Raw genomic sequence first — 23,851 nt, forward strand, 5'->3', positions numbered from 1 at the left:
CGTGGCGCAGCGAGCGGACATGGACTGGATGCTCCGGGATCTGGCCGAGAGCGTCCCCGAGACCCGGCACGTCGTGGTCCTGTCCTCCGACGGGCTGCGGATGGCACAGCACGGCACCGAGCCGGACACGGCCGACCGGCTCGCGGCCGCCTGCGCCGGACTCCAGAGCCTGGCCAAGTCGATCGCCGGCGTCTTCCCGCACAGCAACGGCAAGATGCGGATGCTGGTCATCGAGGTCAGCGGCGGCTTCTTCTATCTCATGGCCGCGGGTGCCGGAGCCTATCTGGCGGTCGCGGCCGACGAGGGGGTCGACGCCGGCCTGATGGGCCAGCGCATGCGCGATCTCGTGGCACGCATCGGGGCACACCTGACAAGCCCACCGCGGAGCGACGGACAGGCCATATGAGCGAAGCGGACCACGAGTGGCACGACGACGGTCCCGAACGGCTCTACGTCATCACCGGAGGGCGCAGCGGCTCCGCCGCCCAGGACGCACTCGACCTGGTCACCCTCGTCATCTCCCGGGCGCAGCCGGCGCCCGGGATGCAGCCCGAGCGCGCGGCCATCATCCGGCTGTGCCGCGCGCCGCTGTCCGTCGCCGAGCTGACCGCCTATCTGCGCCTGCCCTTCAGCGCGGTGGCGGTGCTCGTCGCGGACCTGATGGCGGAGGGCGCGGTCGAGACCCGCTCTTCCGTGCCGCCGGTGGCAGATCTGCGACTCCTCGAGGAAGTAATGGATGGACTCGAACAGCTTTGACGCCGTCGTGGGTCCGCGCAGCGAGGATCTGCTGCCGGCCTCGGCGACCACGTCGGTCAAGGTCGTGGGCGGGTTCGGCGTCGGGAAGACGACCATGGTCGGCGCGGTGAGCGAGATCGAGCCGATGACGACCGAGGAGACGATGACCCGGGCCGGCGAGGGCGTGGACCACCTCGCCGGCGTGCCGGACAAGAGCGAGACCACCGTCGCCATGGACTTCGGCCGCATCAGCCTCAACGAGCGGCTGGTGCTCTACCTGTTCGGCGCGCCCGGCCAGCAGCGCTTCTGGTTCCTGTGGCAGGGCCTCTTCGAGGGCGCCCTGGGCGCCGTGGTCCTGGTCGACACCCGCCGGCTCGAAGCCTGCTTCGACGTGCTGGGCCGGCTGGAGGAGGGCGCCGTGCCGTTCCTCGTCGCGGTCAACCGCTTCCCGGACGCCCCGGGCCACTCCCTCGACGAGATACGCGCCGCGCTCGACCTCCCCGAGCACGTGCCGCTCATCACCTGCGACGCGCGTGACCGCGACTCCTCCCGCAGCGTCCTGAAGTCCCTGGTGCGCTTCCTGCACTCCCTCGCCCTGACCACGGAGGCGTCGTGACGACCGATTCCGGCCCCGTACCGGCAGCAGACCCACCCGATCCGGGCACCGGCCCGGCCGCTGACCCCGCTGACCCCGCTGACCCCGCTGACCCCGCCGCCCCCGCCGGCGGTCCGGCCGCCGCGGCGCCGCCGCCCGGCTGCCCCGCGCACGCCGGCGATGCGGACGGCCCGGCCCGGATGCACGGCCCCGAGGCGGCGGCGAACCCGTACGGCCTGTACGAGAAGCTGCGCGCCGAGCACGGCGCGGTCGCGCCGGTCCGCGTCAACGGCGACCTGCCCGCCTGGCTGGTCCTCGGCTACCGCGAGCTGCTGGACGTCACCCGCAACCCGACCCGCTTCTCCCGCGACTCGCGCAACTGGCGCTTCCTGCGGGACGGCCAGGTCGGGCCGGACAACCCGCTGCTGCCGCTGGTCACCTGGGTGCCGATGTGCTCCTTCGTGGACGGCTCCGAGCACCGGCGGCTGCGCTCCGCGGTCACCGACAGCATGAAGCGCTTCGACCGGCACGGCATCCGGCGCCACGTCACCCGCTTCGCCGGGCAGCTCATCGACGAGTTCGCGCCCACCGGCCGGGCGGACCTGGTCGGCCAGTTCGCGGAGCACCTGCCGATGCTGGTGATGACCAAGGCGCTCGGCATGACCGAGTCGTACGGCCCGCAACTGGTCGAGGCCGCACGGGACATGGTCAAGGGCTCCGAGACGGCCATCGCGAGCAACGAGTACATCGTGCAGACGCTGCGCGACCTGGTGGCGCGCAAGCAGGCGTCGCCCGGCCACGACTTCGCCTCCTGGCTGGTGGCGCACGACTCGGGACTCGGCGACGACGAACTGGTCGAGCACCTGCGGCTGGTGCTGATCGCCGCGTACTCCACCACCGCCAACCTCATCGCGAACACGCTGCGCATGGTGCTCACCGACAGCCGCTTCCGCGGCAACCTGGCCGGCGGCCAGATGACGCTGCCGGACGCGCTGGAGCAGGTGCTCTGGGACGAGCCGCCGTTCACCGCCGTCTACGGGCGGTACGCCACCGGCGACACGGAGCTGGCCGGGCAGCAGATCAAGGCCGGTGACCTGCTGATCCTCGGCCTGGCCGCGGGCAACCTCGATCCGGAGATCCGCCCCGACCTGGATGTTCCGGTGCACGGCAACCGCTCGCACCTGGCGTTCAGCGGCGGTCCGCACGAGTGCCCGGGCCAGGACATCGGCCGGGCCATCGCCGACACCGGGATCGACACGCTGCTGGCCCGGCTGCCGGATCTGCGCCTGGCGGCGGAGGAGAAGGAGCTGAGGCACCGCACGTCGCTGCTCTCCCGGGAACTGGTCGAGCTGCCCGTGGCCTTCACCCCGGTCGGGCCGGACACGGGCGCGGCCCCCGGTCAGCCGGTGGCCTCCGTCGTGCCGGGCCGTTCCGTACCCGCCAACGGGGCGCCGGCCGCGGCGGAGCGCGTACCGGCCGCGGTGGCGAGCGCTTCCGCGCCCGGGGCCGCGGCCCCGGCCCCCGGCCCCGGGTCCGAGGCGTCGCCCAACGGCCTCCCGGCGGACGTACGTGCGGCGCCCGGCAGGCGGCGGCGGCCGTCGCTGTGGCGGACGCTGGTGGTGTGGTGGCGCGGATACTGAGGCGCCGCGGGTGCTGAGGCGCCGTCAGACGAGGTGCGGCTCGATGTACGCGGGTGCGCTGCCGACCCCGGTGGTGGCCACCTCCCGGTAGCGCGGCGACCAGCCGTGCCACTCCAGGCTGCCCGCGATCCAGTCGCCGAGGTCGGCGAGTGACGCCTCGACCACCGCCCACCGGCCGGGGTCGAGCCCGAACAGCGGCCGCATGGTGCGTACGTCGCGGCAGGCGGACGCGAAGTCCTCGGTGCGCTCGGCGACCCGGGCTGCCGCCTCGTCGAGGGCCTGCTGCCAGGTGCCGCCGTTCAGCCGCCACAGCACGGCGGCGAGGTGGTCGTGATCGCCGCGGGCGGTCTCCTTGTGCACCGAGTAGATGTCGTTGGTCCAGGAGATGACGTCGTTGGCGGCGTCCCGGACCGCCCGGTACGCGTCGCTGGCGGCGACGGCGGCCGGGATCTCGACGGAGTTCGCGGGCTCGATCAGGTCGAAGCTCATCTCGCAGCCGGAGTTGAGCCGGCGGCGGCGCCGGAAGTCGGCGAGCGTCTGGCGGGCCGTCCGGGCCGGTTCGGTGTGCGGGAGGATCGTGAAGGACAGGAAGTCGCGGTAGTGCGCGGCGAACCGCTCGCGCCAGGCGTGCGAGAAGGGCTTGGCCGTACGCTCCCACAGGTCGGCGAGCGCGGTGGCGAGGGGGCCGGCGGGCGCCGGCGCGTTGAGGTCGGGGTCGAGCTGGGCGCACAGCTCGGCGGCCGTGTGCAACCGCTGGGCGGTGGTGCGGGCGACGTGGCCCTCGTCGAGCTGGTCGTCGACGATCCAGTTGTAGACCTGCCACTCGGCGACCAGCTCCAGCCGGTCGGCGCGGGGGTAGACGGCGGCGGCGAACCGGCCGAAGCCGGCGCGGTGGAAGTGGCCGGCGGCGGACCCGTCGCGGATCAGGTCGGCGTGGCGCGCCCAGGCGAGAATGTGGTCGTCGAGACCCGCCGCCTCGGGGTGCAGCCGGGCCGGAATCGGACATGAGATCGGCGGAAAAGTGACCTCCACGGGAGTCGATTCGTGAGAATCTGCGCCACTCCTGTTCCTCTTGGGTGTCATGTTCTGTCTCCTCGGGGCCAGGAATCGACAGTGACGCGCCGTACCTGCCCGTGCACGCGTGTGCGGCAACCTGTTCGCATGTTCTTTGGCTATACCTACGACGGAATGCGCCGAGCGATATCGGACACGGATTCTCCGCGCCCGTTCGTCATTCGACCGAGATAGCCGCAAGAGGTGCCCGACCGTGCCCGTACGCCCCTATGTTGGTGCGGCCCCCCACGCGTCGCTCAGGACTCAGGCACCGCTCACTGGGAGGCCCCTTGTCTCGTTTCACCAGCACCCCGGGTTTCAGCCGCCGCCGTTTCCTCGCGCTCGCGTCCGGGGTGTCCCTGGCCGCCGCGCTGCCGGTCGCCGCCCTGTCCGCCGCGCCCGCGTGGGCCGAGCCGCGCTTTCGCGGCGACCCGTTCGCCCTCGGCGTCGCCTCCGGCGACCCGGCGCCGGACGGGGTCGTGCTGTGGACCCGGCTCGCGCCCGAGCCGCTGGCGGCGGACGGCGGGGGCGGGATGCCCGGGTACAAGGTGCCGGTGCTCTGGCAGGTCGCCGAGGACCCGCGGTTCCGGCGGGTCCGGCGCGCCGGGGTGGAGTGGGCCGTACCGGAGCTGGGGCACTCCGTGCACGCGGAGGTCCGGGGGCTTCGGCCGGACCGGGAGTACTGGTACCGCTTCCGCGTCGGCCGGCACGTCAGCGCCGCCGGGCGCACCAGGACCGCGCCGGCCGCCGACGCCGCGATCGCCTCGATGGCCTTCGCCTTCGTCAGTTGCCAGAACTACCCCGACGGCCACTTCACCGCGCACCGCCACCTCGCCGAGGAGGACGTGGACGTCGTCGTCCACCTCGGCGACTACATCTACGAGGGCAGCGGCCAGGGCGCCGTCGGCCGCGGCCACCTGCCCGCCCGCGAGATCCACTCCCTCGCCGACTACCGGGTGCGCTACGGCCAGTACAAGCTGGACCCCGACCTCCAGGCGGAGCACGCCGCCCACCCGTGGATCGTGGTGCTCGACGACCACGAGGTCGACAACAACTGGGCCGACGGACTCGACGGCGACGACGTCGGCGGCGCCGAGTTCGAGGCGCGGCGCGCCGCCGCCTTCCAGGCGTACTACGAGAACCTGCCGCTGCGCCGCTCCTCGCTGCCCGCGGGACCGCACATGCAGCTCTACCGCCGGCTGCCCTACGGCACCCTCGCCCAGTTCCACGTCGTCGACACCCGCCAGTTCCGCGACAACCAGGCGTGCGGCGACGGGCGGCAGTTCGACTGCGACGAGCGGCTGGACCCCGAGCGCACCATGCTCGGCGCCGAGCAGGAGGCGTGGCTGCTCGACGGGCTCACCCGGTCGCGTACCACCTGGGACGTGATGGCCAACCAGATCATGACCATGCAGGGCGACTCCGCCGAGGGCATCGAGCAGGCGTTCGGCATGGACACCTGGGACGGGTACGCCGCCGCGCGGCAGCGCCTCTTCGACGGCGTCGAGAAGCGCGGCATCGGCAACTTCGTCGTCGTCACCGGCGACGCCCACCGCAGCGTGGCGGCCGACCTCAAGCACGACTTCGACGACCCCGCATCCGCCACCGTCGGCGTCGAGTTCCTCGGCACCTCGATCAGCTCCGGCGGCAACGGCTCGGACCAGGACGAGTGGGGCCGGGTCTGGCTCCAGGAGAACCCGCACATGAGGTTCCACAACGTCCAGCGCGGCTACGGCGTCTGCGAGGTGACCCGCGAGCACTGGCGCACCGACTACCGCGTCGTCCCGTACGTCTCCACCCCCGGCGCCCCCGTGGCCATCCGTGCCCGCGTGCACGTGGCGGCGGGCACGCCGGGCATCCAGGAGGTGGAGCAGCCGGGCGTCCCGCAGCCCTGAGCCGGAGCCGGGAGCCGGAGTCGGGCCGTTGGGGCGCGCCCGGCGGCGTGCCCCTCGCCCGGCTGGCCGCACTCGCCCGCGCCAACGGGCCATGGCCGTCATGGAGATGGGGGACGACACCGCCCGTGCCCCCGGCGTACGTGTCGAGCGCACCCGCCTGCTGCTGCGGTCACCGCGGTCGTGCTCACCGCCGCGGTCACCGCGGCGGCCGGGCCGATCGCCTTCGTCGCTCTGGCCGCGCCGCAGATCGCCCGGCGCCTGACCCGCGGCCCCGGCGTCGCGCTCACCGCCTCGGCGCTGACCGGCGCGCTGCTGCTGGCCGCCGCCGACCACGCCGCGCAGCACCTGCTGCCCCGGGTCCTGCCCGTCGGCGTCGTCACCGTCGGCGTCGGCGGTGCCTGCCTCGTGTGGCTCCTCGTCCGCGAGCGGCGCCGCGGCTGACCCCCCGCCCGCGTACCGTCAACACCGGGGCGGTACGCGGAAACGCATGTGCGCCCGTACGCCGCGGCGGTGCAGGGTGGGGCATGAGCTGGACGACGACACACGACCTCGACACCTTCACCGACGCGGCCGGACTCTTCCTGCGCGCCGAGCCCGCCCCGCACACCATCCTGCTGACGGCGACCACCGCGCTCGGCGCCGCGGGACTCGACCGGTTCGGCGACGGGGCGCCGGAGTTCGGCTGGTGGCGGGCCCCCGGCGGGCAGGTGGCCGGGGCGTACCTGCACACCCCGCCGCATCCCGTGCTGCTGGGCCGGATGCCGGCGACCGCCGCCGCCGAGCTGGCGGAGCTGCGCGCGGCCGGCGGGTCACCGACCCCCGGCGTCAACGCCGGGCGCGCGGCGGCCGAGGCGTTCGCCGGCGCCTGGACCGCGCGCACCGGCACGGCCGGCACCGTGGAGGAGCGGCACCGCCTCTACCGGCTGGGGGAGCTGGTGCCCCCCGACCCGGCGCCGCCCGGGCACGCCAGACCCGGCACCGGGGACGACGGCGACCTGCTGGTCGAATGGACCCGGCAGTTCTCCGCCGAGGCCGGCACCGGCGCCGGGGACCCGGCCCGCGCCGTGGCCGACCGGCTCGCCTACGGCGGCGCGACGCTCTGGGAGGACGGCGGCCGGCCCGTGTCGTACGCCGGCATCACCCGCACCGTCGCCGGCATGGCCCGCGTCGCGCCCGTCTACACCCCGCCGCCGCTGCGCCGCCGCGGCTACGGCGCCGCCGTCACCGCCGCCGTCAGCAGCGCGGCACGGGCCGCCGGCGTCCGCGACGTGCTCCTCTTCACCGACCTCGCCAACCCCACCAGCAACGCGCTGTACCAACGCCTCGGCTACGAGCCCGTGGAGGACCACCTCGTGATCTCCTTCGGCGACTGATCTGGATTCCGGCGCCCCGGCGGGAGAGGCTGGAGCCGGGCGGTCCCGCACCGCGGCGGACCGCACCGGACCGCCCCCGACCGCCCCCGACCGCGGGAGCACCGCACCGGACCGATCGATCGCGAGGAAGGCGAGCCGCATGCACTTCGACCACCTCCAGGCCGCGGACGGCACCCCCGTGGCCGCGTACACCTGGCTGCCCGAAGGCGGCCGGCCGCGGGCGCTGGTGCAGATCGTGCACGGCGCCGCGGAGCACGGCCTGCGCTACGACCGGTTCGCCCGCCTCCTCGCCGCCCACGGCTACGGCGTCGTCGCCTCCGACCACCGCGGCCACGGCGCCACCGCCGCCGCCACCGGCGGCTACGGCGTCACCGGCACCGGCGACGCCGACCCCTGGCGCACCGTCGTCGACGACCTCACCGCCGTCGGCGACCGGCTGCGCGCCGCCCACCCCGGGCTGCCCTTCGTCCTCCTCGGCCACAGCATGGGCTCGATGCTCGCCCGCGACTACGCCCAGGAGCACGGCGAGGGCCTGGCCGGCCTGGTGCTCACCGGCATCCTGCGCAGCCTGCCCGGCGTGGAGACCGAGACCGCGGTACAGCGGCTGGCGGGGGAGGCCGCCGAGCGCGGGCGCGGCGGGCTCTCCGGCTTCGTCCCCGAGATCTTCGCGTCCTTCAACGACCCGTACGAGCACCGCACCGGCTTCGAATGGCTCTCCCGCGACACCGCCGAGGTCGACGCCTACGTCGCCGACGAGCGCTGCGGCTTCCCCTTCGACGTCGCGCTGTCGCTGGGCTGGGTGCTGGGCACCCGGAAGATCAACGACCCGTACAACGTGGCCCGGATCCCCCTCGACCTGCCCGTGCACCTCGCCGTCGGCGACCGCGACCCGTGCAACCAGGGCCTCACGCACGTCGCCGAGCTGCTGGAGGACTTCCGCTACGCGGGCCTGCGCGAGCCGACCTGGCGCGCGTACGCCGGGGCCCGCCATGAGATCCTCAACGAGACGAACCGCGACGAGGTCCAGGCCGACCTGCTCGACTGGCTCGACAAGCACGTGTGACCGACGGGGGAGCACCGGTGACCCTCACCGCCGAGGACGTACGCAAGACCGCCATGGCGCTGCCGCAGACCGCGGAGAAGCTGGCGTGGGGCATGCCCACCTTCCGGGTGAAGGGGAAGATGTTCCTCACCCTGCCGGAGGACGAGACGTCATTCGCGGTGCGCTGCCCCAAGGTGGAGCGGGACGAACTGGCGCTGGCGGAGCCGGGGAAGTTCTGGATCGCCGACCACGAGGCGCCGTTCGCCTGGGTACGGGTGCGGATCGCAGCCCTCGACGACCTCGACGAGCTCCAGATCATCGTCGCCGACTCCTGGCGCCAGGCGGCCCCGCCCCGGCTGCTCGCGGAGCACCCGGAGCTGGCCGGCGAGTCCTGAGGCGCCGCGGTCCGCGGGCTCAGGCCGCCGTACGCGTCCCGGCCGGTGCCCCGGTGAACGCCGCGATCCGCTCGCGCAGCGACGCCGGATCCAGCCCGTGGGCGCGGACGTGCTCCGGGACCGTGCCGTAGCGCCGCAGCTCGCGCCGCGCGGTGCCCAGCCCCAGCACCCGGTGCGGCACGTCGGCCAGCGCGTCGTTCGCGTACGCCGTGGAGGTGCCGGCGAGGTACGGCTCGACCAGGACGACGTCCGCGGAGCGCCCCGCGCCCCGCGTCGCCGCCCGCAGCGCGGCGGCGTCGAAGGGGCGCACGGTCGCGGCGTACAGCACCGTCACGTCCAGCCCTTCGGTCGCGGCCAGCACGTCGTCCAGTACCGGCCCGACCGCCACGACCACGCCCGAGCGGCCCTCGCGCACGGTCAGGAACCCCGCGCCGGTCACCGGCCGGCCCACGGCGTTCACCTGCTCCGACAGCCGCACGTACACCTTGTCGTCGCCCGCGGAGACCGCGTGCCGCAGCAGCGTCGCGGCCTCGTCCGGGTGGCCCGGGACGTGCACCGTCCAGCCGTCGAGAGTGTCCAGCAGCGCCACGTCGCCGGGCGCCATGTGCGTGTGGCCGCCGGCCGGCCAGTCGTACGAGCCGTAGGCGCTGACCAGCACCGCGCCCGCGTCCTGGTGGCCGAGGTCGAGCTTGACCTGCTCGAAGGGGCGCTCGATCAGGAAGCTGGCGAAGGTGTGCAGGACCGGGCGCATCCCGGCCAGGGCGAGCCCGCCGCCGACGCCGACGAGCAACTGCTCGCGGATGCCGACGTTGAGCACGCGGTCCGGGTGCCGCCGGGCCGCGGCGGCGAAGCCGTCGGTGCCGATCTCGGCGAGCACGACGGCAAGACGGGGGTCCTCGTCCAGCAGCCGGGAGGTGACGGAGGCGAAGCGCTCGCGCATCGTGTCCATGGTCGGGCGTCCTTTCCGAGCGGTGGTGGCGGGGCGGTCAGGCGTACGCGGGCTCGACGCGGGCGACGACGGCGCGCGCCCGCCCGGGGTGCGGGGCGGTGAAGGCGGCGTGCAGTGCGTCGTGGTCGCGGCCGTCGACGGTGGCGGTGGACCAGCCGGCGGCCTCGAAGCGGGCGGCGATGCCGCCGGGGAGGGCCCAGGTCGCGGAGGAGTTGTCGATGACGAGGGTGTGCAGGGAGTCCAGGCCCGCGGCGCCGGCGTAGGCGAGGGCCTCGTGGTTGCTGCCCTCGTCCAGCTCGGCGTCGCCGACGAGCACCCACACGCGCGGGTCCTGGCCCGGCCGGCCGTACAGCCCCCGGGCGCGCAGCCCGAGGGCGGTGCCGACGGCCAGCGGCAGGCCGTGGCCGAGCGAGCCGCTGCCGATCTCGACGCCGGGCAGCAGCGTGCGGTCCGGGTGGTGGCCGAGCGGCGAGTCGTACGAGCCGAAGCCGGGCAGCCAGTCGACGGGCAGGAAGCCCTTGGCGGCGAGCACGGCGTAGTACGCCATGGGGCCGTGGCCCTTGGACAGCAGGAACCGGTCGCGGCCGGGCGCCTCGGCTGTGCCGGGGGTCACCCGCAGCACGCGGTCGTAGAGGACCCACAGGGCGTCGAGGGTGGAGGTGGCGGCGGGGCCGTGCTTCTCGTCGCCGGTCATCAGGGCCATGAGGCGCGGCAGATCGTCGTAGCCGAAGGACGGTTGCGGTGGTGCGGGGGCGGTCGTGGTCATGCGTTCCACCGTGCAACCTGAAGAACGGTTCAAGTCAACAGGCGCCGGTCATACGGGGTGCGCGGGCTCCCGCGGCGGTGCTCAGGGCGCCCGGCGCAGCCGGACCAGCGCGTCGATGGCGTCCTTCGGCGGCCCCGACTCCCGCGCCACCGGCCGGCGCACCCGCTCGGCGCGTACGGTCTCCAGCGGCGCGTCCGCCAGGTCCGCCAGCACGTCCTGTGCGGTGAACAGCACCCGGGCCTCCTGCGGGCCGCCGGTGCCGTCCGTGAGGTTGGCCGCGTCGTGCCCGACGACCAGCAACTCGCCGCCGGCGGCCAGCGCGGTGGCGGCGCGCCGCAGCACCAGGCTCCGCTCCTCCCCGGGCAGTTGCAGATACGCCACGACCACCAGCTCGTACGACGCCTCCTGCGGCTCGTACGCCAGCAGGTCGGTTCGTACCCACCGGATCCGCTCCGCGGCCTGCGGCGCCAGCTCCGCGGCCCGGCGCCGGCCGCGCTCCAGCGCGACCCGGGAGAAGTCCACCGCCGTCACCCGCCAGCCCCGGGCGGCCAGCCACAGCGCGTTGCGCCCCTCGCCCGCGGCCAGGTCCAGGGCCCGCCCGGGCGTGATCTCCGCCACCTCGCGGGCCACCCAGCCGTTCGGTTCACCGCCCCAAACCAGGTCCTTCGCGGCATAGCGTTCGTCCCAGGCACGGCTGTCCATAAACCTGATCGCTCCCCGCTGCGTCTCATCAGTAGGAGATCACGTTCTCACAGCCGGGCGGAGGATCCGAGATGATCAGTCACCAACCCCAGCAGCAGCCGGCCAGCGCGCTTGTGCCGGTGTGCCCGCGCTGCGGGCGCGTCCGCTGCATCTGCCCGCCCATGGCGGCCGCCTGAACGGCCGCCATGGGCTCGCCCCACCGGGGTTCAGGGGTGCTTGCGCTGGTGCCCGAAGCGCACGCCGTCCAGCTTGAACCCGTGCACGGCGGGATCGACCCGGCGCTGCATCGCGCGCCGCTCCGGAGCCGCCTCGATCACGGGCTCCGGCTCGCCCGCCGCGGCGATCCGCGCCAGCAGCCGCGCGCGCAGTCCGTCGGCGAGCGCGCGGTGCGAGGCGAGCCCGACAAGGTTGTCGAGCTCGTACGGGTCGTGGGCCAGGTCGTACAGCGCCGTCTCGACGTACCTGCTGCCGGAGCAGGTGCGCCAGCCGTCGGCCGCGGGGTCGACGACGTAGTACTTCCACCGTGAGGTGCGCAGCGCCCGTCCGCACTCGGACTCGCTGACCTGGACGAAGACGTCCTCGGGCCAGGCGGCGCCGGGGTCGCGGACCAGCGGCAGGAAGGAGCGGCCGTGCATCTCCTCCGGGACGTCGAGCCCCGCGGCGTCCAGGAGGGTCGGCGGCAGGTCCAGGGTGCTGACGGGGGCGTCGAGCACCCGGCCGCCGTCGAAGCCGGGGCCGCGCAGGGCCAGCGGCACCCGGATCGACGCGTCGTGACAGGAGCGCTTGTACTCGAAGTTGCGGGTACGGAAGTGGCTGCCGTGATCGGAGGTGAAGGCCACGATCGTGTCGTCGAGCAGGTCCATGCTGCGCAGCGCGTCCAGCAGCCGGCCCAGGCCCTCGTCGACGCGCCGGACCTGGCCGCAGTAGCCGGCGAGGTGCCGGTGCGCCGTGCCGCCTTCGGCGGAGAGCGCGGCCAGGTCCGGGGGCAGCCAGCGGCCGGTGTAGCGCTCCTCGTAGCCGTCGGGGGCCGGGTAGTCGTCGACCTCGTTCTGGTGGTGCGGCTCGATGAGGGAGAGGAAGAGGAAGAACGGCTCCTCGTGGTGGTCGGCGGCGAACCGGATCGCCGCGTCGAACAGCGCGTCGGAGCGGTAGCCGGGCAGCCGCACCGGGTCGCCGTCCTCGTCGTACATCACCGTGCGGTACGCGTCCGAGGTGAACTCCAGCACGTTGGCGGCCAGCCAGTGCTGGTACCCGCCGCGCTCCTCCGGCGGCACCGGGTCCTCGCCGGCCAGATGCCACTTGCCGATGTAGCCGGTGGTGTAGCCCGCGTCGCCGAAGTGGTGCGCGAGCGTACGGGCGTCGTGCGGCAGCGTGATCCCGTTGCGGAAGCAGCCGGTGTCGGTGGGCCACCGGCCCGTCTGGAGCGCCGCGCGGGCGGGCGCGCAGACGGGCTGCGGGGTGATCGCCGTCGCCGCGTACGTGCCCGAGCGGGCCATCCGGTCGAACGCGGGCGTGAGGTCGAGCGGGTTGCCGCCCGCGCCCGTCGTGTCCCAGCGCTGCTGGTCGGTGAACACGACGATGACATGGGGACGCCGGTCGGGCATCGGGGTCCTTTCCGCACGGTGGGGTGGGGGGTCACTTCAGGCCGGTCAGGGTGATACCGCGGACGAAGTAGCGCTGGCTGAAGATCAGCAGCAGGGCCGTCGGCACGAACATGATGACCGACCCCGCCGCGGTGAGGTGCCAGAGCTGGAACTGCTCCTGGCTGAACTGCGTGAGCCCGACGGGGATGGTGCGCATCCGCTCCGAGGTCGTCGCCACCAGCGGCCACAGGAACTCGTTCCACTGGAAGACGAACGTGAACAGGCCCAGCACGGCCAGCGCCGGCTTGCACTGCGGCAGGATGATCCGCCAGTAGATGGTGAACTCGTTCGCCCCGTCCACCCGGGCGGCGTGGATGAGGTCGTCCGGGATGGGCTGGATGAACTGCCGCATGAGGAAGATGCCGAAGCCGTCCATCAGGAACGGCACGATCAATCCCTGGTAGCTGTCCAGCCAGCCGAGGTCCGACATCATCACGTACAGCGGGATCATGCGGACGAACAGCGGGATCATCAGCGTGGCGAGGATCGCGACGAACAGCGTGTTCTTGAACGGGAAGTCGAACTTCGCGAAGACGTAGCCCACCAGCGGGTCGAAGATCAGGTGGGAGAGCGCGATCGCCCCCGCGACCACCACGCTGTTGACGATGAAGCTGCCGAACGGCGCCTCCTCGAAGAGCGTGGAGTAGTTCCCCCACTGCGGCGAGTCCGGCCACAGCACCGACTCCGCGGAGAGCATCTCGGACTCGGTCTGGAGCGACAGCGAGACCGTGTAGACCAGCGGCACGATGGTGATGAGGCTGGCGACCGTGAGCAGCAGATAGGCGAGGGCCTTGTACGTCCTGGCGGTCATCAGTACTGCACCTCCCGCTTCCGGCCGATGCGCAACTGCACCAGCGTGAACGCCACGATCACGAGCAGCAGGAGCACCGAGAGCGCGGAGGAGTAGCCGAAGTTGCGGGAGCGGAACGCCAGCTCGTAGACGTGGAAGACGAACAGGTCGGACGCCTCCCCGGGGCCGCCGCGGGTGATGATGTACGCCTGCCCGAACGCCTGGAGCCCGGTGATCACGGCCATCACGGAGACGAACAGCGTGGTCGGCGTGAGCAGCGGCACCGTGATCCGCCAGAACCGCTGCCAGTGGCTGGCGCCGTCGACCTTGGCCGCCTCGTAGTACACGTCGGGGATGCCCTGGAGCCCGGCCAGGAAGAGGATCATCGTGTAGCCGGTGGTCATCCACAGCGTGACGGCGACGATGGTGGCCACCGGGTGGGTGTTCAGCCACTCCTGGGTGGGCAGGCCGAGGTCCGACAGTATCCGGTTGAGGATGCCGAGTTCGGGGTCGAGGATGTTGCGCCACATCAGGCCCACCACCGCGATCGAGGTGAGGTACGGCACCAGCAGCGCCAGCTTGAACGCCAGGCTGCCGCGCAGCCGCTGGTTGATGAGCACCGCGAGCCCCATGCCGAGCACGATGGCGCCGATCGTCGTGGCCGCCGCGAACTGGAACGTGACCTTGAAGGCGTTGCGCGCCTGCGGGTCCTCGAATGCGTTGGTGTAGTTGTCGAAGCCCGCGAACTCGTCGGTCCGCTGGCCCGTCAGCATGCTGGTGTTGAGGATGTCGGCGATCGGATAGTAGAAGAAGATCCCGAAGAAGACGAGCGCCGGCGCCAGGAACAGGTAGGCGGTCCGCGCCTGGCGCCGGGCGATCGGTGAGCGCTTGGTGCGCTTCGTGCGCTTCGGCAGCTCCATGGGCTCCGCGCGCTTGCTGAGTTCCGCCGGTGATGCCATGTGCACTTAGCCCTTGAGGATGTTCTGGGCCGCGTCGTCGTAGGCGGCGAACGCCTCCTCGGCGCCGGCCCCCTCGATCAGCATGCTCTCGTAGAGCGTCTTGTAGATGTCCTCCAGCTCGCCCGCCTTGCCGGTGGCGTAGACACCGGTGCGGAACTCCTCGGCGTAGGGCAGCCCCTCGGTGAACGGCTTGACGTCCGGGTTCTCCAGGACGGCCGACTCCTTCGCCCACGACCTGCGCGGCATCAGCATGCTGGACTCCTCGGTCGCCGCGGTCTCGGTCTTCAGCGCCGTGATCCGCTTGATGAAGTCCCAGGACAGATCGGGGCGCTCGGCCTTCGCGGGGATGAACAGCGTGGTGCCGCCGGCGATCGTCGACTGCCGCCTGCCCGTCAGCGCCTGCGCGATCCCGTAGTCCAGGTCGGGGTTGGACTGCTTGATGATCGGGATGTCCCAGGGTCCGGTGAGGATCATGGCGGTGCGCTCGGCGGCGAAGAACTTCGCCGCGCGCGTCACGTCGAGCGCGGTCGTCGGCTTGGGGGAGACCTTGTGCTTGTGCACCAGGTCCCGCTGGAACTGCATCGCCTCCATGGCGGCGGCGCGGGGCTGGAGCAGCTTGCGGCTGTCCGCGTCGTACTCGTGCACGCCGTTCTGGAGCATCCACGGGTAGGAGTAGCTCAGCGCGTCGTTGAGCACGGTGCCGCTGACGTCGCCGCTGTTCAGCTCCCGGGCGGCGGCCAGGAAGTCGTCCCAGGTGGTGGGCGGTTCGATGCCCGCGTCGTCGAGCATCTTGCGGTTGTAGAACAGCAGCGTGCAGGTGTAGTGCATCTGGATGCCGTACACCTGGCCCTCGTGGGTGTTGTCGGCGACGGCGACCTCCAGCCAGTCGTCCGGGAAGCCGATCTTCGCGCCGTCCTTGCCGATGTACTTGTCCAGCGACAGCGCGTCCCCGCTGAGCGCGAACTCCTGCACCCAGCTCCCCGGCTCCTCCACCACGTCCGGCACGTTCCCGGACTGGAAGTCGGAGACGAGCTTGGTGCGCAGGTCCTCCCACTGGAACTTCTGCAACTCCACGGTCACCCCGTGGTCCTTCTCGAACTGCGCGACGACGTCCTTGTACGCCTCGTACTCGTGCGCGTTGTTCCAGTAGGCGAGGAACGTGCCGCCCTCGCCGCCCCCGCCGCCCGACTCGGCCTCGGGTGCGCCCGAGCCGCAGGCGGCCAGGGGCAGCGCCGCGGCGACACCGCCGGCGACGCCCAGCATCCTGCGCCGGGTCATCCACTGACCGTTGATGGCTGGCCTTGCTGACATGCGGGTGCTCCTCTCGCCGTGCATTCGGTTGGTCACGCGCTCGTCCGGCACGCGCTCGTTCACGTCGACTCCCGGGCTATGAAGGACCAGGGCAGGACGATCTCGCGGGCCGCCGGCGGCTCCGCCGCCGCCAGCCGCTCGAAGAGCAGCCCGGTGACGCGGCTGAAGTCGATCTGCCGCTGCCCCACGGTGCTGAGCGCGGGGCGGATCACCGAGCCCTCCTCCAGGTTTCCGACGCCGAGGACCGCCACGTCCGCCGGCACCGTGCGGCCGGTGTCGCGGACGGCCCATATCGCGCTGATGGCCGCCCGGTCGGAGGCCACGAACAGCGCGTCCGGCGGCTGGGGCAGGGCCATCAGCGCGGCGGTGGCGCGGTAGCCCTCGACGCGGCTGTCGGCGCCGGCGCCGACGAGCGGGCCCTCGGGCTCCAGCCCGTGCCGCCGCAGCGCGTCCCGGTAGGCCGACAGCCGCGCGGAGCGGTCGCCCAGCTGAAGGTCGTGCCGGTGGCCCAGGAAGGCGACCCGCCGGCGGCCGGCGGCCAGCAGCCTGTCCAGCGCCTCGCCGCACGCCTCGTACTCCGGCGTGCGGACGACGTCGAAGCCGTCCGGCGCCACGGAGTTGTCGACCACGACCATCGCCAGCCGGCCGCGGGCCAGCTCACCGAGGTCGCCGAAGTGGCGCGCGGAGTCGAAGAAGACGGCGCCGTCGGCCAGGCCCTGGCGGAGCAGCCTGGCGGCGTGCGCGGCGTGCGCGGGGGAGTCCACGATCAGGGTGAGGACGCCGTAGCCGTCGGCCTCGGCCGCCGCGTGCAGGTCGCGTACCAGTCGCTCCTGTACGGGGCTGCCCAGCGAACCGATCACCAGGCAGACCCGCTCGGTGCGGCGCTTGCGCAGCCCGCGCGCGGAGCTGTTCGGCACGTAGCCGAGGTCCCGCACGGCGGCCAGCACCCGTTCGCGGGTGTCGGCGCCGATCCGGTTGTCCCGCCCGTTGACCACGTAGCTCACCGTCGCGACGGACACCCCGGCCAGGGCGGCGACGTCGCGGACCGTGGGACGTGTCTTCTTCATGATGATACGTTTAAGCACCCGGGGCGCGGCAGGGTCAAGCCTTCGCACATGAAGTCTCGTGACGAATCGTCAAGCCCCAGGTCAGCGCGGTGCGCGTGTGGGCTAGATGCGCACCCCGTGTGAGCGCAGATAGCGCAACGGGTCGACGTCGGACCCGTAGCCCGGGCCGGTGCGGACCTCGAAGTGCAGATGCGGCCCGCTGGAGTTCCCGGTGGATCCGGAGCGGCCGATGCGCTGTCCGGCGTTGACCGGACGGCCGGCGCTCACGGTGACCGCGGAGAGGTGCGCGTACTGGCTGTAGCGGCCGTCGCGGTGCCGGATGACCACCTCGTAGCCGTACGCGCCCGCCCATCCGGCGCTGACGACCTCGCCGTCGGCGACGGAGCGCACCCCGGTACCCACGGAGACGGGGAAGTCGACCCCGGTGTGATAGCCGCTGGACCAACTGCTGCCGCTGGCGCCGTACGGGGTGCCGATGGGGGTGCTGGCGAGCGGCGCGGTGTAGTCGGCGGCGGTCTTGGGCTCGGGTTTCGGTTTCGGTTTCGGCTTGGCCTCGGCCTTGGGTGCGGGGGCGCGCTTCTTCGCCTCCGGCTTGGCCTTCTCCGGCTTGGCCTTGCGGGGCTTGGCCTTCTCGGGCTTCGACTTGCCACCGGACTTCGCCTTGTCGGGCCTGGTCTGCTGGGACTTCGTCCCGTCCGACTCCGCCTTGTCGTTCGCGGGCTTCTTCGTCCCGGCGGCGGGGGACTCCTCGCGCGGCCTGGGCGGGGCCGCGGCGCCGCCGCGGAGGCTGAGGCGCTGGCCGGGGAGGATGAGGTCGGGGTCGGCGCCGACGACGCCGCGGTTGCGCTCGTACAGCGCGGGCCACCCGCCGCGTACGCGGTGCTGGTCGGCGATGCCGGACAACGTCTCCCCGGCGGCGACCTCGTGGTGGCCGGGCTTTTTGCCGATCGTGCCGGCGCGCCCGCCCTGGGGTGCGGCGGCGCTGCCGCCGGCCGTTTTCTGCGTATCGGTGCGCTGCGTATCGGCGCGGTCGGATAACGCGCCGTCGGACGGCAGTGTCAGGCCCTCCTGCGCCCGGCCCTCGGCCGGGCTGTGCACGGCGTCCGCGGGCGCACCCGCGGCCGGTGTGGCGGCGGCGCCGGCGACCAGCGGCAGCGCGAGCCCCGCGCCGCTCGCGGTGACGGTGAGGGAGGCCCGCGACACCGGGCCGGGGCGGTAGCGGCGGTGCCGTCCGCGCCCTGTGCGCTCTGACATGACTGAGTCACCCTCCGTGCGCTTGGACCTGAGCGAACGATAGAAGTGCGCGTGCGGTTGGACAAGGGGGCGTACGTCCCCGCCTCCGTGCCCCCGTACGCAGCAGCCGCCCCGGACATCTCCCCGGGCCCTTCCCGGCGCCCGCTCCCCGGATGGCGTAGCCCGACAGGACATTAGACAGAGTCTAATGTAGGATGGGGTCCATAAGGACGAGCAAGGAGGCGCCCACACATGACCACGATCCTCGACAAGAAGGCCCTTGACGTCACCGGCGAGGCGCTTCAGGGCGCGCTGGTCGATCTGCTGGACCTGTCCCTCCAGGGCAAGCAGGCGCACTGGAACCTGACCGGCCCCCTCTTCCGCGAGCTGCACCTCCAGCTCGACGAGATGGTGGAGCTGGCCCGCGGGCACGCCGACACGGTCGCCGAGCGGGCCGCGACCCTGGGCGTCAGCCCGGACGGCCGGGCGAAGACGATCGCCGCCGGCAGCCCGCTGCCCGACATCGGCCCGGGCAGGATCTCCGACCAGAAGGTCATCGACGACGTCACCGTCATGCTGGAGAAGGTCTCCGCGCGGATGCGCCAGCGGGTGGCGGACACCGACGACACCGACCCGATCACCCAGGACCTGCTGATCACCGCGACGCAGGACATCGAGAAGCAGGCGTGGTTCTTCCGCTCGCACCGCATTAGCTGACGCGAGCCCCGAGCCGGCCGCGGATCCGTCCCCCGTCGGGTCCGCGGTCCCCCCCCCGTTATCTTCTTCGCGGTCCTGCAAGAGGGCCGCTGGCCTCCGGGTCCGGCATGACTGTTCCCCCCTGTCGAACGGATGACCTGGGGGGTGGTGTCACCGGGCCCGAGAGGCGCCGTTGGAGACGCTGATGAGAGGTCCGACTACCGCCTGGCCTGGTGCAATGCCCGGCCGCCTTGCGGGCGGCAGGTCTGCATAACGTGGATGCGCGCATACGACGCCAACGCCCTGGCCAGCACCGCACGAACCCTGTTCGGGAGGATGGGTTGGACGACATCGACGACGTGGGCGTTTTCCTCGGCCTGGACGTCGGCAAGAGTGCCCATCACGGGCACGGACTCACACCGGCCGGCAAGAAGGTCTTCGACAAGCAGCTGCCCAACAGCGAGCCGAAGCTGCGGGCCGTCTTCGACAAACTGGCCACGAAGTTCGGCACCGTGCTGGTGATCGTGGACCAGCCCGCCTCCATCGGAGCCCTCCCTCTGACGGTCGCCCGGGACGCCGGCTGCAAGGTCGCCTACCTGCCCGGCCTGTCCATGCGCCGGATCGCCGATCTCTATCCGGGCGAAGCGAAGACCGACGCGAAGGACGCCGCGGTGATCACGGACGCCGCACGGACCATGCCACACACCCTGCGCTCGCTGGAGCTCACCGACGAGATCACCGCCGAGTTGACCGTGCTGGTGGGCTTCGACCAGGACCTTGCGGCCGAGGCCACGCGCACTTCCAACCGGATACGCGGCCTGCTCACCCAGTTCCACCCCAGCCTGGAACGCGTCCTGGGCCCCCGCCTGGACCACCCTGCCGTGACCTGGCTGCTGGAACGCTACGGATCCCCGGCCACCCTGCGGAAAGCCGGTCGTCGCAGGCTGGTCGAGGTGATCCGGCCCAAGGCCCCGCGCATGGCCCAGCGGCTGATCGACGAGGTCTTCGACGCGCTCGACGAGCAGACCGTCGTCGTCCCGGGCACCGGCACCCTCGACGTCGTCATCCCGTCCCTGGCCCGCTCGCTCGCCGCCGTCCACGGACAGCGACGAGCCCTGGAAGCACAGATCGGGCAGCTGCTGGAGGCTCACCCTCTTTCCGCGGTCCTGACCTCGATTCCGGGGGTCGCGGTCAGGACCGCCGCCACGCTGCTGGTCACCGTCGGCGACGGCACCAGCTTCCCCACCGCCGCCCACCTGGCCTCTTACGCCGGCCTCGCCCCCACAACCAAGTCGTCGGGGACCTCGATCCACGGCGAACACGCGCCCAGAGGCGGCAACCGGCAGCTCAAACGCGCGATGTTCCTGTCCGCGTTCGCCGCCCTGCACGACCCCGCCTCCCGCACCTACTACGACCGATGCCGGGCACGGGGGAAGACCCACACCCAGGCCCTCCTCCGCCTGGCCCGACAACGGATCAACGTGCTGTTCGCGATCCTCCGCGACGGCACCTTCTACGAACCCCGAACCCCACGCCTCGCTTGACGAAAAACATAGAGGCACCCCCCCCGGCCGCGGGCGGGCGGCGGCACCGGCACCGTCACCGCCGCCGCCCGCCGCGGCCGTCCCCCCGTCCCGGCCCGCACGCGCGTGAGGCGCGTGCGGGCCGGTGGCGCGTCAGGCCGGGTTCTCCGCGTGGGTCAGCGTCTGCCAGGCCACGAACAGGTTGTTCGACCCGGCGGGCCGGCTCTGCTCGGTGTAGCGGCCGGTGTTGGTCATGGCGATGCCCATGCGGTGGTGCAGGGCGTTGTAGCCCATCTCGGTGACCGGGCCGAGGCCGCGGTGCACGCTGCCGCCGCACAGCCAGCCGGGCGGTGCCTCGCCCAGTTCGTAGCGCGACTGGAAGCCGAGCGCGTGCCGCAGCCGCTCGCCGACGTCGGTCTGGTACAGGTCCTCGCCCTGGATCCGGGCGGTCTCGGCGACGTGCGTGATCGAGGCCAGGCCGTATCCGGTGTGGGTGAAGTCGCGGCAGGTCTCCTGCGTCAGCCCGGTGACGAAGGTGGACTGGCCCTGCCAGTAGTTGATGATCTTCTGCCGGGTGTCGAGGTTCTGCTTCGGCACGGTCCGGGGCAGCGCGCCGTCGGACTCCAGGTAGATGAACGCGGGCACCCGGGTGCGGAAGGTCTGCATCGCCCGGTCGTACGCGCCCTTGTCCTCCAGGAAGACGGCGATGCCCACGGCCGCCTCCATCATCGTCAGCTCCCAGTTGCCGTTGGAGTTGGAGCCGCCGATGATCTTCGGCAGGTAGACGTTGCGCAGCATGGTCGCGAAGCGCGCCTCGTTCGCCCAGCCGCCGGTGTACGTGTACTTGATGATCTCGGCGGCCTTCGGCCAGGAGGAGCCGGCCCAGCCGGTCTGGAGCGGCGCGTTGCTGTTGGTGTGGTCCCTGATGGTCGCGGACCAGGCGTCCATCAGCTCGATGGACTTGCGCGCGTAGCGCTCGTCGCGGGTGAAGTACCAGGCGAGCGCGGTGGTGTACGCGGCGATCGCGTCCTCGCGCTCGTCCGTGCAGCCGTAGTTGGGGTTGGAGTACGAGCCGCACTCGACGATCGCGCGGGGCTTGGGTGTACGGCTGAGGCTCGCGTACTTGCTGCCCATCATCTGGTCGTAGGCGCCCTTCCAGGGCTGGGCGCCGGCGTTGACCTTCTCGCGGGTGAAGTCCAACTGCCCCCGGGAGACGGTGACTCCGGGGTGGGTGAAGTTCGCGGGCGCGGCGTCCGCCCGCTCGGTGCCCGGCCAGCCGAGGAGGGAGGCGACCATCGCCGTGACGGCCGCCACGAGGGTGGCGAACAGCGCGGCGCGCGGTCTGCGGCGATGGCGCGCGGGTGTGGGGGTGCCCTGCATGGTGGGGTCCATCCGTTCGCATATATGAACGTTGAGTGTTCATCTGAACACCGTGACAGCCCGTGACCTTAGGTATAGACCAACTGCCCGTCAAGGGCCGGAACATGACCCGTACACGCGAAGACCGGGCCGGGGCGCGCACCGCCCCGGCCCGGTCGTGATCCGCTCTACGGGCCGGATCCGGCCCGCCGCGTCGGTCCCGCCGCGTCAGTCCCGGCCCGTCGGCCGTACCACCGCCGCCGCGCCCCCGCCGCGGCGCTCCGGCTCCGCCGCCGCGACCCAGCGCCCGTCGGGCAGCCGCTCGACGCCGGTCGCCGCGCCGATCTCGCCGCCGTCGGCGAACCGGTGCCCCAGATCCGTCAGTTCCGCGCTCTCCGGCAGCCCGAGGAACGCCGGCTCCGCCGACGTCGAGGCGGTGTTGCGCTGGCTCGCGCGCGGCGCCGCGATGGCCTCCGGCAGGCTCAGCCCGCGATCCAGCCGGCCGGTCAGCACCTGGAGCACGGTGGTGATGATCGTCGAGCCGCCCGGCGAGCCGGTCGCGAGCAGCGGCTCGCCGTCGTCGAGGACGATCGTCGGCGCCATCGAGGAGCGCGGCCGCTTGCCCGGGCCCGGCAGGTTCGGGTCGGGCACGCCCGGCACGGACGGGGTGAAGGAGAAGTCCGTCAGCTCGTTGTTGAGCAGGAAGCCGCGGCCGGGCACGGTGATGCCGCTGCCGCCGGTCTGCTCGATCGACATCGTGTACGCGACCACGTTGCCCCACTTGTCGGCCGTCGTCAGATGCGTGGTGTTCGGCCCCTCGTACGACGTGCCCTCCGGCGCGCGCTCCGCCGTGCAGCCGCCGCCCGGGCGGCGCGGGTCGCCCGGCGCGAGCGGGCTGGTCAGCACGGCGTCGGGGGAGATCAGGCAGGCGCGGGAGTCCGCGTACGACTGGGAGAGCAACTGCCGCGTGGGTACCTTCGCGAAGCGCGGGTCGCCGACCCAGCGGCCGCGGTCGGCGAAGGAGATGCGGGACGCCTCCAGGAAGCGGTGCAGGTACTGGGCCTTCGACAGCTCGCCGAGGTCGGTGCCCTCCAGGATGTTCAGCGCCTCGCCGACGGTGGTGCCGCCGGACGACGACGGCGCCATCCCGTAGACGTCGAGCCCGCGGTAGCCGACGTGCGTCGGCTGCTGCCGCGCCACGCGGTAGCCGCGCAGGTCGGCGGGGCGCAGGTCCCCGGCGCGTACGACCCGGTCGGCGCCCGGGTCGACCGGCGGGCGGCGCACGGTGTCCGACACCTCCGCGGCCAGGTCGCCGCGGTACATCGCCCCCGCGCCCTCGTCGGCCAACTGCGCGTACGTACCGGCCAGGTCGGGGTTGCGCAGCGTGCTGCCCACCTCGGGCAGTTCGCCGCCGGGCAGGAACAGCTCCCGGGTGGCGGGGAAGTCGCGGAAGCGCGCCTCGTTGGCCGCGGTCTGCTCCCGGAACGTCCGGTCGACGGTGAAGCCGTCGGCCGCCAGCCGCTCGGCCGGCGCCAGCACCTCGCCGAGCGAGGACGTGCCCCACTGCCGCAGCGCCTGCTCCCAGGTCGCCGGCGTGCCGGGCACGCCGACGGACAGGCCGCTGGTCACCGCCTGGTCGAACGGGATGGCCGCGCCGTCCTCGGTGAACAACTCCTCGTCGGCGGTGCGCGGCGCCTTCTCGCGGCCGTCGAGGGTGCTGACCCGGCCGCTCCTCGCGTCGTAGTACACGAAGTAGCCGCCGCCCCCGATGCCGCCCGAGTACGGCTCGGTGACGCCGAGCGCGGCGGCGGTGGCGACGGCGGCGTCGACCGCGTTGCCGCCGTCGCGCAGCACCTCGATGCCGGCGGCGGTCGCGTCGGCGTCGACGCTGGCCACGGCGCCGCCGTAGCCCGTCGCCACCGCCGACTTCGGGGGCGCGGGCGCGTCCGGCCGGGCGGCCGTCGGCGGGGCGGCGGCCACGGCGGTGGCGAGGACCGCGGCGAGGGCGAGGGGGACGGTGGGGCGCAACCGCATGGATGTCTCCCGGACGGTGGGCGTCACGACCCGGCCCATTGTCGTGACCCCGGTGGGCGCCGTCACCGGGGCGTGCCGCTTCGTTCGGGGC

At 72.9% G+C, this 23,851-nt stretch carries 22 protein-coding genes and 1 pseudogene; 11 read left to right on the forward strand and 12 right to left on the reverse strand.

Annotated features, from left to right (window positions below):
- Positions 1-19: 19 nt before the first annotated feature.
- The 4 genes from QBL21_RS15525 to QBL21_RS15540 all read left to right on the forward strand — a co-directional run bounded on the left by QBL21_RS15525 (position 20) and on the right by QBL21_RS15540 (position 2,970).
- Positions 20-406, forward strand: coding sequence for a roadblock/LC7 domain-containing protein (locus tag QBL21_RS15525; protein WP_027770884.1), 387 nt, complete (start codon positions 20-22; stop codon positions 404-406).
- Positions 403-756 carry a DUF742 domain-containing protein gene (locus QBL21_RS15530; RefSeq protein ID WP_407562777.1) on the forward strand — a complete coding sequence of 118 codons (354 nt, stop codon included), beginning with the start codon at positions 403-405 and terminating at the stop codon, positions 754-756. Before QBL21_RS15525 ends, QBL21_RS15530 begins: the two co-directional genes overlap by 4 nt.
- Complete coding sequence (locus QBL21_RS15535) at positions 737-1,351, forward strand: GTP-binding protein (RefSeq protein ID WP_407562778.1); 615 nt, start codon at positions 737-739, stop codon at positions 1,349-1,351. Before QBL21_RS15530 ends, QBL21_RS15535 begins: the two co-directional genes overlap by 20 nt.
- A gap of 179 nt (positions 1,352-1,530) precedes the next feature.
- Complete coding sequence (locus tag QBL21_RS15540) at positions 1,531-2,970, forward strand: cytochrome P450 (protein ID WP_407566441.1); 1,440 nt, start codon at positions 1,531-1,533, stop codon at positions 2,968-2,970.
- Between the two features lie 24 nt (positions 2,971-2,994).
- Here the strand turns inward: QBL21_RS15540 and QBL21_RS15545 are convergent, their stop codons facing one another.
- Complete coding sequence (locus tag QBL21_RS15545; RefSeq protein WP_407562779.1) at positions 2,995-4,002, reverse strand: terpene synthase family protein; 1,008 nt, start codon at positions 4,000-4,002, stop codon at positions 2,995-2,997.
- A 311-nt stretch (positions 4,003-4,313) separates the two neighbouring features.
- Here QBL21_RS15545 and QBL21_RS15550 point away from each other — a divergent pair, with 311 nt between their 5' ends.
- The 5 genes and pseudogenes from QBL21_RS15550 to QBL21_RS15570 all read left to right on the forward strand — a co-directional run bounded on the left by QBL21_RS15550 (position 4,314) and on the right by QBL21_RS15570 (position 8,728).
- A complete protein-coding gene (locus tag QBL21_RS15550) occupies positions 4,314-5,918 on the forward strand; it encodes an alkaline phosphatase D family protein (RefSeq protein WP_407562780.1) in 1,605 nt (534 codons plus the stop codon).
- 82 nt (positions 5,919-6,000) lie between these two features.
- A pseudogene (locus QBL21_RS15555) lies at positions 6,001-6,359 on the forward strand (iron chelate uptake ABC transporter family permease subunit); the annotation flags it as partial.
- Between the two features lie 83 nt (positions 6,360-6,442).
- Entirely contained in the window at positions 6,443-7,291 is an 849-nt protein-coding gene (locus QBL21_RS15560) for a GNAT family N-acetyltransferase (protein ID WP_407562781.1), read from the forward strand.
- Between the two features lie 139 nt (positions 7,292-7,430).
- A complete protein-coding gene (locus tag QBL21_RS15565) occupies positions 7,431-8,354 on the forward strand; it encodes an alpha/beta fold hydrolase (RefSeq protein ID WP_407562782.1) in 924 nt (307 codons plus the stop codon).
- Between the two features lie 53 nt (positions 8,355-8,407).
- Positions 8,408-8,728 (forward strand): MmcQ/YjbR family DNA-binding protein, encoded by a 321-nt coding sequence (locus tag QBL21_RS15570; RefSeq protein WP_407566442.1) that lies wholly within the window; start codon positions 8,408-8,410, stop codon positions 8,726-8,728.
- 19 nt (positions 8,729-8,747) lie between these two features.
- On the opposite strand, the gene QBL21_RS15575 is transcribed toward QBL21_RS15570, so the two are convergent.
- The 9 genes from QBL21_RS15575 to QBL21_RS15615 all read right to left on the reverse strand — a co-directional run bounded on the left by QBL21_RS15575 (position 8,748) and on the right by QBL21_RS15615 (position 18,118).
- On the reverse strand, positions 8,748-9,677 hold the full coding sequence (locus QBL21_RS15575; protein ID WP_407562783.1) for a transketolase family protein: 930 nt from the start codon (positions 9,675-9,677) through the stop codon (positions 8,748-8,750).
- A 37-nt stretch (positions 9,678-9,714) separates the two neighbouring features.
- Positions 9,715-10,443 (reverse strand): transketolase, encoded by a 729-nt coding sequence (locus QBL21_RS15580; protein WP_407562784.1) that lies wholly within the window; start codon positions 10,441-10,443, stop codon positions 9,715-9,717.
- Between the two features lie 81 nt (positions 10,444-10,524).
- Positions 10,525-11,145, reverse strand: coding sequence for a class I SAM-dependent methyltransferase (locus QBL21_RS15585; protein WP_407562785.1), 621 nt, complete (start codon positions 11,143-11,145; stop codon positions 10,525-10,527).
- A 206-nt stretch (positions 11,146-11,351) separates the two neighbouring features.
- Positions 11,352-12,749, reverse strand: coding sequence for a sulfatase-like hydrolase/transferase (locus tag QBL21_RS15590; protein WP_407562786.1), 1,398 nt, complete (start codon positions 12,747-12,749; stop codon positions 11,352-11,354).
- A gap of 31 nt (positions 12,750-12,780) precedes the next feature.
- Positions 12,781-13,599, reverse strand: coding sequence for a carbohydrate ABC transporter permease (locus QBL21_RS15595; protein WP_407562787.1), 819 nt, complete (start codon positions 13,597-13,599; stop codon positions 12,781-12,783).
- Complete coding sequence (locus tag QBL21_RS15600; RefSeq protein ID WP_407562788.1) at positions 13,599-14,537, reverse strand: carbohydrate ABC transporter permease; 939 nt, start codon at positions 14,535-14,537, stop codon at positions 13,599-13,601. The genes QBL21_RS15595 and QBL21_RS15600 overlap by 1 nt, the downstream gene beginning before the upstream one ends.
- Positions 14,538-14,543: 6 nt before the next feature.
- Complete coding sequence (locus tag QBL21_RS15605) at positions 14,544-15,848, reverse strand: extracellular solute-binding protein (protein ID WP_407562789.1); 1,305 nt, start codon at positions 15,846-15,848, stop codon at positions 14,544-14,546.
- A gap of 59 nt (positions 15,849-15,907) precedes the next feature.
- A complete protein-coding gene (locus QBL21_RS15610) occupies positions 15,908-16,915 on the reverse strand; it encodes a LacI family DNA-binding transcriptional regulator (protein WP_407562790.1) in 1,008 nt (335 codons plus the stop codon).
- A gap of 102 nt (positions 16,916-17,017) precedes the next feature.
- Complete coding sequence (locus tag QBL21_RS15615; RefSeq protein WP_407566443.1) at positions 17,018-18,118, reverse strand: peptidoglycan DD-metalloendopeptidase family protein; 1,101 nt, start codon at positions 18,116-18,118, stop codon at positions 17,018-17,020.
- A gap of 282 nt (positions 18,119-18,400) precedes the next feature.
- Here QBL21_RS15615 and QBL21_RS15620 point away from each other — a divergent pair, with 282 nt between their 5' ends.
- Both QBL21_RS15620 and QBL21_RS15625 read left to right on the forward strand, forming a co-directional pair.
- Complete coding sequence (locus QBL21_RS15620; RefSeq protein ID WP_407562791.1) at positions 18,401-18,865, forward strand: Dps family protein; 465 nt, start codon at positions 18,401-18,403, stop codon at positions 18,863-18,865.
- A 320-nt stretch (positions 18,866-19,185) separates the two neighbouring features.
- Positions 19,186-20,388 (forward strand): IS110 family transposase, encoded by a 1,203-nt coding sequence (locus tag QBL21_RS15625; protein WP_407560493.1) that lies wholly within the window; start codon positions 19,186-19,188, stop codon positions 20,386-20,388.
- Between the two features lie 132 nt (positions 20,389-20,520).
- On the opposite strand, the gene QBL21_RS15630 is transcribed toward QBL21_RS15625, so the two are convergent.
- Both QBL21_RS15630 and ggt read right to left on the reverse strand, forming a co-directional pair.
- On the reverse strand, positions 20,521-21,759 hold the full coding sequence (locus tag QBL21_RS15630; protein WP_407562792.1) for an alginate lyase family protein: 1,239 nt from the start codon (positions 21,757-21,759) through the stop codon (positions 20,521-20,523).
- Positions 21,760-21,954: 195 nt separating this feature from the next.
- Positions 21,955-23,760 (reverse strand): gamma-glutamyltransferase, encoded by a 1,806-nt coding sequence (gene ggt, locus QBL21_RS15635; RefSeq protein ID WP_407562793.1) that lies wholly within the window; start codon positions 23,758-23,760, stop codon positions 21,955-21,957.
- Between the last annotated feature and the right edge of the window lie 91 nt (positions 23,761-23,851).

Origin of the sequence: Streptomyces sp. 184, assembly GCF_045781775.1 — a bacterium.
In the GTDB taxonomy this organism is placed as follows: Bacteria; Actinomycetota; Actinomycetes; order Streptomycetales; family Streptomycetaceae; genus Streptomyces.